The 12,242-nt window shown below is 29.1% G+C and carries 11 protein-coding genes and 1 pseudogene; 5 read left to right on the top strand and 7 right to left on the bottom strand.

Features of this window, described 5'->3' with window-relative positions:
- Nucleotides 1–113 precede the first annotated feature (113 nt).
- A complete protein-coding gene (locus AC0L4B_RS04080; RefSeq protein ID WP_473438665.1) occupies nt 114–296 on the top strand; it encodes a twin-arginine translocase TatA/TatE family subunit in 183 nt (60 codons plus the stop codon).
- 76 nt (nt 297–372) lie between these two features.
- Here AC0L4B_RS04080 and AC0L4B_RS04075 read toward each other — a convergent pair.
- The 4 genes and pseudogenes from AC0L4B_RS04075 to AC0L4B_RS04060 form a co-directional block, all read right to left on the bottom strand.
- Nucleotides 373–1,352: pseudogene (locus tag AC0L4B_RS04075) on the bottom strand (DUF4837 family protein).
- Nucleotides 1,353–1,377: 25 nt separating this feature from the next.
- Entirely contained in the window at nt 1,378–2,970 is a 1,593-nt protein-coding gene (locus AC0L4B_RS04070) for a lytic transglycosylase domain-containing protein (protein WP_473438664.1), read from the bottom strand.
- A gap of 42 nt (nt 2,971–3,012) precedes the next feature.
- Complete coding sequence (locus AC0L4B_RS04065) at nt 3,013–4,200, bottom strand: phosphoglycerate kinase (RefSeq protein WP_473438663.1); 1,188 nt, start codon at nt 4,198–4,200, stop codon at nt 3,013–3,015.
- Between the two features lie 18 nt (nt 4,201–4,218).
- The gene (locus tag AC0L4B_RS04060) at nt 4,219–5,793 is read right to left on the bottom strand and encodes an SPOR domain-containing protein (protein ID WP_473438662.1); all 1,575 of its coding nucleotides are present in this window, start codon (nt 5,791–5,793) and stop codon (nt 4,219–4,221) included.
- Nucleotides 5,794–5,917: 124 nt separating this feature from the next.
- On the opposite strand from AC0L4B_RS04060, the gene AC0L4B_RS04055 reads away from it, so the two are divergent.
- The 4 genes from AC0L4B_RS04055 to AC0L4B_RS04040 are packed head-to-tail and all read left to right on the top strand — an operon-like array spanning nt 5,918 to nt 8,396.
- Nucleotides 5,918–7,072 carry a DNA polymerase III subunit gene (locus AC0L4B_RS04055; protein WP_473438661.1) on the top strand — a complete coding sequence of 385 codons (1,155 nt, stop codon included), beginning with the start codon at nt 5,918–5,920 and terminating at the stop codon, nt 7,070–7,072.
- Complete coding sequence (locus AC0L4B_RS04050; protein WP_473438660.1) at nt 7,056–7,373, top strand: acylglycerol kinase family protein; 318 nt, start codon at nt 7,056–7,058, stop codon at nt 7,371–7,373. Before AC0L4B_RS04055 ends, AC0L4B_RS04050 begins: the two co-directional genes overlap by 17 nt.
- A complete protein-coding gene (locus AC0L4B_RS04045) occupies nt 7,303–7,989 on the top strand; it encodes a diacylglycerol/lipid kinase family protein (protein ID WP_473438659.1) in 687 nt (228 codons plus the stop codon). Before AC0L4B_RS04050 ends, AC0L4B_RS04045 begins: the two co-directional genes overlap by 71 nt.
- Before the next feature lie 11 nt (nt 7,990–8,000).
- Nucleotides 8,001–8,396, top strand: coding sequence for a DoxX family protein (locus AC0L4B_RS04040; RefSeq protein ID WP_473438658.1), 396 nt, complete (start codon nt 8,001–8,003; stop codon nt 8,394–8,396).
- A gap of 591 nt (nt 8,397–8,987) precedes the next feature.
- On the opposite strand, the gene AC0L4B_RS04035 is transcribed toward AC0L4B_RS04040, so the two are convergent.
- The 3 genes from AC0L4B_RS04035 to AC0L4B_RS04025 form a co-directional block, all read right to left on the bottom strand.
- Nucleotides 8,988–9,293 (bottom strand): hypothetical protein, encoded by a 306-nt coding sequence (locus AC0L4B_RS04035; RefSeq protein ID WP_473438657.1) that lies wholly within the window; start codon nt 9,291–9,293, stop codon nt 8,988–8,990.
- Between the two features lie 837 nt (nt 9,294–10,130).
- Nucleotides 10,131–10,643, bottom strand: a complete 513-nt coding sequence (locus tag AC0L4B_RS04030; protein WP_473438656.1) for an OmpH/Skp family outer membrane protein — start codon at nt 10,641–10,643, stop codon at nt 10,131–10,133.
- Nucleotides 10,644–10,867: 224 nt separating this feature from the next.
- Nucleotides 10,868–11,731 carry a class I SAM-dependent methyltransferase gene (locus tag AC0L4B_RS04025; RefSeq protein WP_473438655.1) on the bottom strand — a complete coding sequence of 288 codons (864 nt, stop codon included), beginning with the start codon at nt 11,729–11,731 and terminating at the stop codon, nt 10,868–10,870.
- Nucleotides 11,732–12,242 lie beyond the last annotated feature (511 nt).

Here is a 12,242-nt window from a genome sequence, read left to right as displayed (position 1 = left end):
TAAAAACAAAAGTAAATAAAATTTAGTCTAACAGCTTTAGCTAAAGCTAAAGTTAATGTTTTAACGTTATTATTAAAGTTTAATTATTAACTTTGTGGTCTAAATTTAAAGTTATGATTTCAGCAAGTATATTTTTAGGTATGCCAGGACCAACATCAATGATAATTATAGTGGTAGCGATATTACTTTTATTTGGAGGAAAGAAAATCCCTGAATTAATGCGTGGTCTAGGTAGCGGAATTAAAGAATTTAAAGACGCTAGTAAAGACGAAGAAGAAATTAACGATAAAAAGTAATCTTACTTAATTATTATAAAAAAACCCAATGCTATGCGTTGGGTTTTTTTATATTTTAAATTGACGTTATAAATAGTTACTTATTTATTTTTAACGATTTAATAATAGACTCTAACTCTAATACGTAATCACGTTTGTTAACAGATGGTGCAAAAGTAAAGCCTTCAATAACGATATAACGGTTATTGATTTTATCTTCTATTACATAATTTAAAAATGGTCCTGCGTTATATGAGCCTTTAATATCCCAAGTACCTCTTACTTCAAACGTTGGTTTATTATTTATTATAGTTTTAAATAAAAATGGTGTGTAAGCTTCTTCAGTTTTCATGTAAGAGCCTTCAACAATTCCTGGAATATACTTTTTACCAATACTGTCTCTAATCTTTATTACCTGTTCTATAATATCACCTTCTTTATTGATAGCCTCTAACGGAATTGGATATACCATAAAGTTATTGGTACCTGTAGTTAAGTTTTTTCTAATCCAGAAAAAGAGCCATCTTCTCTTGCTACTCTATAAGCAGAAGGGAATTTAAGCGTTAATCCTAAGACTTTTTCGATATTATTATTAACGTGTGGTGATTTTAAAGTTAATGCTTGACGTGCCTTTATTTCTTGGTTTTTAAAGGTTTCTAATATCTTTTCTTTGTTCGTTTTTAAAACCTTGATAATATCTGCATTGTCTTTACCTTTTACCACTATTAATTTTTGAGGTTTTGCATAAGGATTATTGGCTATTTTAATATCAGACGATTCTCCTAATTCTACTTTTAAAACAATTCTGTTTTGAGTTGCAAACCCTGTAAATACTTGAGGCGGAATTTGATTAATATCAAACATTGGTTCTTGTTGTGGTAATCCTGGAACTAAAGTTGTTAAAATGTCTCTGACCACATCACCAACTTGACCTTCCCATAATTGATTATCAATAACAACATTAACATTGTATAGGTTACCTGATGATTTAGGGACTATACGTTGATTACTTTTTGATCCTTCATTGCACGATAAAAATGTTACAACTAATACTAATAATACAGCTATTTTTTTCATTTTAATATGTTGTTTAAAAAGCGATTTATCCTTTTGAGATAATTAGCTTCATTCCTGGTTTTAATCTAGTACCACTAATATCGTTCCAATCTTTAATATTTTGAATAGAAACTCCAGCAAATTTTTGAGAAATACTCCATAAACTGTCTCCTTGTTGGACAGTATAGGTTTTTCCTTTTAGTAATTTTTTCTTTTTATTATTAGATGCTGTAGCTTTGGATCTACTAACTGGCACACCATTTCTTGGATAAATTGTTAAACGTTGACCAATTTTTAGGTTATTGTTACGTAAGCCATTCCATTGTTTAATTTGACTGACTCTAACACCAAATTTTCTGGCAATTTTTCCTAAATAATCACCTTGCTTAACTCTGTATCTTGTTTTTGCATCTGCATCTTGAAATTTAGGTAGCGGTTTTTCCCTCTTATCAAGTTCTGCTTTAGCATGCGCATACAATTGGTCTTCGTTATTAACAAAAGCTCCAATAATATTACGAGGTAATCTTAAGGTATAATTTTTACCTTTAATAAAAGGAATGATATCTAGTTTGTAGGCTGGATTTAAAAACTGAAGTGTTTCAATTTTAACACCTGTGTACTCTGATACTTGATCTAGAGTAATCATTTGCTTGACATGGATTGTATCTGTTTCTATTAAATGAAACTCTGGTCTATGTTGAACAAAACCATGTTCTTTAGCATATTCAAAAATATACATTGTTGCTAAAAAAGCAGGAACATAACCTGCTGTTTCACGTGGAAGATTTGGTCTGATATTCCAATAATTTTTATATCCACCAGAACGTCTAATCGCTTTACTTACATTACCTGGTCCAGAATTATAGGCTGCTAAAGCCAAGTCCCAATCTCCAAATAATTTATAAAGTTTAGATAAGTATTTTGAAGCTGCTATAGTTGCTTTAATAGGATCACTACGCTCGTCTACATAACTACTTACATCTAGTCCATACTCTTTACCTGTAGCGAACATAAATTGCCATAAACCTGTTGCTCCTACTCTAGATCTAGCACGTGGTTTTAAGGCAGACTCTACAATTGATAGATATTTCATTTCTAGAGGAATGTCATAATTATCTAACTCGCGCTCAAACATTGGAAAGTAGTAGTTACTTAATCCCATTAAACGCTCAAAAGATTGATGACGATTTTTTAAAAATGATTTAATAACATTTTCTAAACCAGGATTATACTCGACATTAAAAGGGGTTCTAGCATTTAAGCGCTGTAATCTTGCTTTTAATGTATCTGTAGTTAACTCTGGATAATAAACTGCTTTATATTTTAAATTAGAAACGTCTCTGTATATTGTATCAAATAATGTATTGCTGTACAACTCATCCAACCATTCTTTATCAATCTTAGCAGCAAATTCGTGATCTTGTAGGCCTTTTGTTAAATCTACTGTTTGAACTGCTTTTATGGCTTTCTTAAAATACGTTTGACCATCAATAATGGTATCGATTACATAATCCTGACCTTCTTCTAATTGGTCTTGTTTAAGCCTTGTTTGTTGTTGCTGTATAGTGTCTTGAGAATACCCAATAGTAGTCACTATACAGAGTAAAAATAAAATTATATATGTTTTTATCTGCTGCATTTATGTCTTGTTTATATAAAAATAACGTGTTAAAGCGGTCTATTATTCTAAAATAGCCGCAATACCTGGTAAAATTTTACCTTCAAGGCTTTCTAACATTGCTCCTCCACCTGTACTTACGTAGCTTACTTTATGCTCAAAATCAAATTGTTTAACAGCAGCAACAGAGTCACCTCCACCGACTAACGAAAACGCTCCGTTTTTAGTAGCCTCAGCAATCGAGTTACCTAACTCAATAGTTCCGTTTGCAAATGTTTCCATTTCAAAAACACCCAAAGGTCCATTCCAAAGAATAGTTTTACACTGCATTACCACATCATGAAACATCGCTTTTGACTTTGGTCCAGCATCTAAACCTTGCCATCCATCTGGTATTTTAGTAACGTCTATAACTTGTGTATCTGCATCATTACTAAATGCATTTGCTGCAAGTACATCTACTGGTAAATGTATTTGAACGTTTTTAGCTTTGGCTTGTTTTAAAATATCTAATGCTAAGTCCATTTTATCGTCTTCACAGATAGAATCTCCAACACTACCACCTTGCGCTTTTATAAAGGTAAAAGTCATACCTCCTCCAATAATTAGGTGATCTACTTTGTCTAAAATATTTTCGATAATTGTGATTTTTGAAGACACTTTTGCTCCTCCAAGCACAGCTAATACTGGTTTTTCACCAGTTTTCATTACTTTATCAATACTTTTAATTTCTTGCTCTAAAAGGCTTCCAAAACATTTGTTTTCTGGAAAAAACTGAGCGATAATAGTTGTTGATGCATGAGCCCTATGCGCTGTACCAAAAGCATCATTTACGTAAATATCTCCAAGTTTGGCTAATTTTTCCGCGAAAGCGACATCACCTTTTGACTCCTCTTCATGAAAACGTAAGTTTTCTAAAATCAATATTTTACCTGGCTCTAATTTTGCTGCAGCTGCTTCAGCCTCTTCACCAATACAATTAGATACAAAAGTCGTTTCGACACCAATAATATCTTCTACTTTATCTACAATATGTTGTAATGAAAACTCATCTTGAACACCTTTTGGACGTCCTAAATGCGACATTAAAATACAACTTCCTCCATCTTCAAGAATCTTGATTATTGTTGGTTTTGCTGCCTGAATTCTGGTCGCATCTGTGACATTAAAATTAGCATCTAATGGTACATTAAAGTCTACACGGATTAATGCTTTTTTATTTTTAAAATTGAAGTCGTTAAGTGTTTTCATTTTTATGTGTTTATATGTTTAGTCTAGGTTTGCTTTTAATACCCAAGTGTCTCTATATCTGTAATTAGTTTTTAAATCTTCGGCTAAATTGAAGGCTTCTTCAGCAGAATCGCTACGTAATAAATACACGTAATTCCAGCTGTTTTTTGGATTTATAAAAGCATTAGCTTTAAAGCCTTTTTTTATTAAATTTGAGGTCCATTTTCCGGCTAATATAGCTTCAGAAAACACACCAGTTACGACATAATAACCACCTTCAATACCTGAAATTATTGTCGATGTTTTATTTTTTAAGTATTTAAACGCTTTGGAGTTTAGTCCACGTTTATTGTACTTATATGGTTTACGTTTCTTTTTGGTATTATAACTTGGGTTAGATTCTGGTTGTGATCTAACAATTTCTGGTGATACAGATGCATTTTTACTTGCATTTGGATTATTTTCTTGAACAATATCGTCAAAATAAATTTGAGCAATTTCTGTCTGAAAGGCTGTAAAATACAAGTAAAATCTATCGGATTGCGTTTTTAGCCTTAAGGTTGTTTGACTAGTACTATTGTTAATTATAGAGTTATTGTAATTAGGAATATCCAAAGTAGCAATATCAAACCCAAGGGTGTTTTCACTGTTTGGGTACCTGTCTCTGTTTTTAATACTGTTGTTAGTTATAGAACTATTAAAAAAGTTTTGTTGGTAACGCGCACCATTACTTAATGACTGAAAACTTCCATCCTGTTGTTTAATGATAGCAAATTGGTCTCCATCTAAAGCAGCATCACCTTCTAAAGCAGATAAAATGACTTTAGTTTTTACATCTCCTTTTTCGACAGATTTAAAATTATTAAAATTAATATCTAAAGGTTCTTCTTTATTAATTAAAGCAAAACCATGATAAGTAGAAATATATTTAGGATTATCTGTTGGTGCTTGATATACAACATATAACATCCATCCACCAGCACTTCCACCAGACAAATAACCTTCTGTTGCTTTTATATTGGCTACAATATAATCTCCAGAAACTTGATCGGATTGTTTTAATACATTAGTCACATTGGCATAACACACATAAGGTGAGTTAATAGCATGAGTCTTATTAGAAGCACCATCATAGATAACTTCTCCTTTAATATCTTGGTAAGTTTGATTGGGTAATTTAAATTTTACTTGGTTAATAATAGCAGATCGCTCACCATTACCGTTATAAATATAATTTCCTTTTTGCGCTTTACGTGACCCTTTTTCATAGGCATACGTTGCAGTCCAATATAATCCTGCGTAAGCAATTTTTTTAAAGTTATTAGGTAATTTTAATGTGGCTTGACTAGAGTTAAAAGTTTCGGTATTTCTATCTATATCCACATAACGCATTTTGATGTCATCATTATTGACTAACATATTATTAAATGCGTCTTTATCGTCATCACTTAAAATATTATTACCAATAACAGCAACATCACCAAAAATATAAAATTCGTTTTGGGCTTTAAAAGCAACTCCGTCTTTATATAAGCTATCTTTTGGAGCAGTTTGCTGTGCATTAACAGGACTTAAACCTATTACACAAAATAGTAACCCTAAAACCCTTTTCATTTTAAAATTTAAAACCGTTAATATTCTTCAAATATATACAAATAGTACGATACTATAAATTTGTAACATAAAATCAATCTTGAATAAAAATAGTTTTTCATTATCAAGAAAACTATATTTGCCTATGCTTTTTAGTAATATTTTAGGTTTAAATCACATTAAAAAACACTTGACTACAAGTGCAGATCATGGTCGCATACCTCATGCTCAACTATTTATTGGTCCTGAGGGTTCTGGTACATTACCAATGGCTATTGCCTATGCTCAATATATTTTGTGTAAAAACACGTCTGGAGAAAACACCAATGGTAACCAAGCTTGTAATGTAAAGTTTGATAATTTATCACATCCTGATTTACATTTTGCTTTTCCTGTTACGACTACAGATAAGGTTAAAAGACACCCAGTATCCTCTCAGTTTTTAGAAGAATGGAGGCAGTTGTTAAAAGAACAACCTTATGGTAATTTATTTGATTGGTATCGTTTACTTGGTGTAGACAATAAACAAGGTCAAATTGGTGTAGACGAAGCTTTGGATATTGTTAAAGCCTTAAGTCTAAAGTCTTACGAAGGTGGTTATAAAGTCATGCTGATTTGGATGGCTGAAAAAATGAATACTCAAGCTGCAAATAAGCTATTAAAACTAATTGAAGAACCACCAAATAACACTGTTTTTTTATTAGTTGCTGAAGATGAAGAGCAAATTATAAACACTATTAGATCTCGTTGCCAAATATTACATTTTCCACCTTTAGCAGAAGATGATATTAAAGCTGGTGTTATTAAACAGTTTAATTTAGACGAAACTACAGCAACTAAAATTGCGCACCAAGCGGACGGAAACTATAACAAAGCTTGTGATTTAGTGTATCATGATAGTGAAGATGATCAGTTTGAAAAATGGTTTATTTTTTGGATACGTGCTGCATTTAAAGCAAAAGGAAATAAAGGAGCCATTCATGATTTGATTGGATGGAGTGAAGATATTGCCAAAACAGGAAGAGAAACTCAAAAACAATTTTTAAACTTTTGCTTAGACTTTTTTAGACAAGCTATGTTACTAAATTATGGAGCTTCAGAATTAGTCTATTTTGAAACTAAAACAGAAAATTTTGATCTTTCAAAGTTTGCTCCTTTTGTACATAACAACAATATTATAGATATTTCTAACGAATTAAATGATGCCATTTACCATATTGAACGTAATGGAAATTCTAAAATTATTCTTACGGATCTTAGTATAAAATTGACACGATTACTTCATGCAAAAAAGGAGTAACAAAACCTCAAAACCACATTTTTTTGTCATTATAAACCCTGTTTCTGGAAATAGTCAAGGTGTAAAAGTGTGGCAAAAAATTAAGTTGAAACTAGAAGAGCAATTTACTGTTAATTATCAGTTTACAGACTATCCTAAACATGAAACACAAATCGCTAAACAAGCTATAAGTAAAGGTTTTAGACAATTTATTATTATTGGAGGAGATGGTACTTTAAGTAATCTTATTGATGGTGTATTTAGTCAAAAAAGTCGATACAAAAGATATTACTTTTGGTATAATTCCAATTGGCACTGGTAATGATTGGATTAAAACGTATTCAATTTCTAAAAACACTAATACAGCTTTACAAACCATTATAGATGGTAATACAACAACTCAAGATATTGGTTGTATTAGCTATTATAATAACAATTTACCTAACAAATATTTTATAAATGTTGCTGGTATTGGTTATGACGGATTGGTTGTGGATATTGTAAAATCAAAACGTACTTTAGGTATACTTACCTATGCTATTGGAGCATTAAAAGCTTTATTTAGATTTAAACTTTTTGAGACCTCAATCACCACAAAATCAACCACTACAACGTATAATGATTGTTTTATAATACAATTTGGTATATGTAAGTATACAGGATCTGGCATGCAATTAACCAAAGAGGCTAATCCACAGGATGGACTTTTAGATATTTCGGTTGGAGTTAATTTTTCAAAAAGAACAATACTATTTAATGCACCAAAACTATATAATGGAAAAATGCTAGATTTAGATAAAGTAACGACATATAAAACCAATAAATTAAGTGTAGAATTTAATCATAATTCACCTTATTTTCAAGCAGATGGAGAACAAATACAATCAGGAGCAATCCATGTAAATGTAATACCAAATTCTATAAATTTTTATAAATAAAACTTTATAATATGGATAACTTATTAAACAACATTACCGAAATACTTTTACTTTTATTTTTAGCTATAACCTTCATACAATCAGGAATAGACAAGGTTTTAGACTGGAAAGGAAACATAAGTTGGTTAAAAGGTCATTTTTCTGAAACTTTTATGGCTAATATGGTTCCTTTTAACCTGTCAATAATATTAATAATTGAAACTATAGCTGGTATTTTAGCACTTATCGGAATAGTAACCATACTTATAGATGGTAATACTATTTATGGCTTTTATTCGGCTATTTTAAGCGCTATAACCTTGTTATTATTGTTATTTGGTCAACGTGTTGCTAAAGACTATGATGGAGCGCGTACAATAGTTATCTATTTTATTCCGACTATCATGGCTTTATACCTTTTAAAGTAAGTTAATAAGCTTTCATATTTACTTTTTTACTTTAAAAACCGATTTTTATTGAAAGGAACTTTTGTAATTAAGGGATGTATTGCAGACAAAAAATTTTGGTAAGAAATAATAGCACTATTTAAATCTTGAAAAATTTATTAATCACGTAATACCTTTTAAACACCACTTGTTTCTGGAGTTTTTAAAAAAGTAATTTGAAAGTTTGATTTAATAATGGTTTTCTTCAAGTTCAAAAGTTTAAGAATACATATTATCTTAAATAAAAATTTCATTTTCAATTATAATTTGTCTTAATTTTTAGCTTACATACATTTATAAAGGCACTGCTGACTATTGGTCGTAAATTTCTATAATTATATAGATATTCTTTAATAAGAGGATTACTTAAATAATTGATTTTCAATAATTTAATAATATTTGTATTTAATATAACTCAATACTATTTTATACAATTATATCAATATTTTATACAGATTTTTTAACCAGTTTGTTACTGAATTTAGATCATAATTCTGATTATTTTTATTCATTTTTTGCTCTTTTTTGGATACAATTCCAACTACATTTTTTTGTAGATTTTTTTCAATTTCATCAAATAAACTCACTTATTTTTGTTTGAAAGCTGTAAAACCTATCCTGTTTAGTACTAATAATAGAATCTATAGTATTTACTAAATTAAATGAAGTAATGTCAAACCCTAAAGTATTATCACTAGCTGGAAAAGGCAGCTGATTAACTAATTTAAAAGAGGTTATTTGACTACTGAAAAAAGTAATTTTGAGGTGTTTTTCAGGACTAAATTTCCAAAATTTTTCAAGTTTAAGGTTGGAAATTCCGCACTGATCACCTTCTAAAAGCGAATTTCTCTCTAAAGTAGCTGAATTGATAGTTCTCATGTTTAGGTGTTTTAAAATTACCTAAAACTACAAGTACATTTCAACATACTTAGAATGTATTTAGGCTGTTTTGTAACGGTTTCATAAACTATATAAAGCATCAAGCAGTACTAACACCTCAAATATAACCTTGAGTAACAATAACATTAGCTACGGTAAATTTATCATTAATTATAGATGCATTTTTTAATAGTTTAGTGACATCAGCATAACAAACAGAAGAAGCATGGTTTTTTGCTCCATCAAATAATACTTTTCATGTTATATTTTGATAGTTATCATCAGGAAGTTTAAGTGTTGAGCTATTAATTGTAGATCTGTAACGTTATCACTTTCTTTGGAAATAATATTGAATATACTCCTCTCTCCTACTACCTTATATATAATATAGTCGCAGAATATTACAGTACAGCTTAAACTATTTTAGTGTTACAAATTGGTAATTTTAAGAAAGTTAAACTTGATGAAAAGGTTGAATTATCATCATTATTAACGTTAACGATACTAGTATCATCATTCGTTAATAAATGGCCAATGTAGACTTATTAAACATCTTTATTTAATATATTATTATCAATTATAAGAAAGTCACCATAGATATATAACTGTTTAATAGTTTTAAAAAGCACAGCTACTTAAGGGCAAGACATAGTAATAATATACAAAATTATAGGCTATAGCAAAAGAACAAAGCAATCATATCATAATATTTATTGAAAATAATTAATAACACAATAAGTTTAGTTATTTAAAGTAAAAAACTGATAGTAATATTATTATAAAACAAAAAAAGGCGATTAACAGAAGTTAATCGCCATTGTATTTAGAATAAATATCTTACTTTTTATACTCAGTATCTAAACCTTCAATAATAGTTTTTGATAAATCAAATTCTTCTTTACCAAATAATACAGATGGACCTGCTTCACTAGTACCTAATATGTAATCATAACCATTAGTTTTACCATAATTACTCACATACTTTTTTACTTTACTGATTAATGAATCCATATCTTTTTGGAATGGCTCAGAAATTTGCTGTTGCTCAAATTGAAGTTGTTGTTGTAATAATTGTTGTTTTTGACCTAACTCGTCATATTTAGCTTGTGCCTTTTTAGCAGACATACTTTGAGCTTCTATTTGAAACTTTTGAGCTTCCATTTGAAAAGCTTTACCTAAGCTATCTCTTTTGGTATTAAATTTATCAAGGGTAGTTTTATAACTTGCTTCTAAATCTACTTTTTCTTGAATCTTATTAATTACTTCTCCATTATCAATAAAAGCTATTTTTTGTTTTTGACACGATGTAAAAACTAAAGACACAATTACTAATCCAATTATTTTTTTCATTTTGATTATTTTTTAATTCGAGCAAATGTAAATAATAAAACAAATCAATTTTAAATAATTGGTAGATTTTAGCTCAAATAAGAAAATCTTATGGTCAAATATTACGATTATAGGAAAATCTTATCAAAATTGACCTCAAATAAAGCTATTTAAGCGACTTTTAAAAAAGCTAATGTGATTATGCGTTTACATACAAAATCAAGTAACAACAGTTCTTATATTAATTATTTACTGTTTTTTAGGACATAAATGAGTGAAGAATACTCTCCGGAACGCTTTGCTTTAGCATTTGACCTAAAACCAGTCCAAAAAGCACTAAACAAATTCATACGTCCATTTTTATATTTTTCTGATAAAAGGCTAACATAATACGAATCAAAAACCATTGGTTTTATATTCTGAACAGTCATATTTATAGATAAAAACAATTTAGAAATGGATTCTTTATTAAAATGCCACAAATGTCTTGGTACATCATAGGCTGCCCAAAACTGTTTATAATGGTTTGCATCGTAACTTTTGTAGTTAGGAACTGCAATAATTAATACACCATTTGGCTTAAGTAGATCTTTTAAAATACTAATTTGAATCTCTAAATTAGGAATATGTTCTAAAACATGCCATAAAGTAATGACATCAAGACTATGTTTTTTATGCATTTTAATGCCTTCAGAATCCAAAACAGACTGTTTAGTTTTACTATTTGCTATACTCCTAGCCTCTAAATTTGGCTCTATTCCTGACACATTCCAACCATTATTTAACGCAGTTTTTAAAAAATCTCCAGTACCACAACCAAAATCTAAAAGGTTTTTTTCATCGGTTTTAAACGAATTTATTAGATTTAGTTTACGCTTTAAAGACACTTCTCTGATACTATGATATACTTTTTCAAACAAATTACGCTTAGCATCAGTATGAGAAATATAGTCTTCTGTTTGATAATATTCAGGTAATTTATCAATAGAAGGCTTAGGAATTGTTTCTAAAAACCCATAAGATTTATTCTCAATCAACTGAAAAACTTCTCCAGAAACAGAATAATCTTTAACTTCAATGAACATATTTTGATTAATTTTATTACTCATTTTTAATATTTTCTATTAGAATACTTTACTAAAAGCATCTTTCTAAACCTGTTTATATTACTTTTTTTAAGACTATTTACTACTTAATTAGATTCTAGTTTATCAAATAAAAGACTTTATTTACTTAATTTATATTCTTAAATCAATAGAGTTAATGTGTATTTCAAAACAAAAATCAGCATCTATTTTATAATTAATAAGTTTAAAACACTAGTTATTATGTTGCAAATATCATCTAAAAACAGAATTACAATTAAGATAAAAAGGCTTTTTTTTTACATTTTTTGTACTGAAACACTTCTAAATTCATTTTGCTATTTCTTTAAAACCGTATAAAAACAACCTATATTTCTCTCTTTTTTCACTTATTTTAATACTAATAAATAAAGTATACCATCTATTTATGTTGACTAAAACATTAAATATATAATTAAAAAAGAACGCCAAATTAACTTTTAAAAGCCTTTTTTAATTCTAAAATTTATGATATTTCAATCTTTTTTATGCTCAA

This window comes from Olleya sp. NP1-10 (genome assembly GCF_055804415.1).
This window is presented reverse-complemented; position numbering and strand designations above follow the sequence as displayed.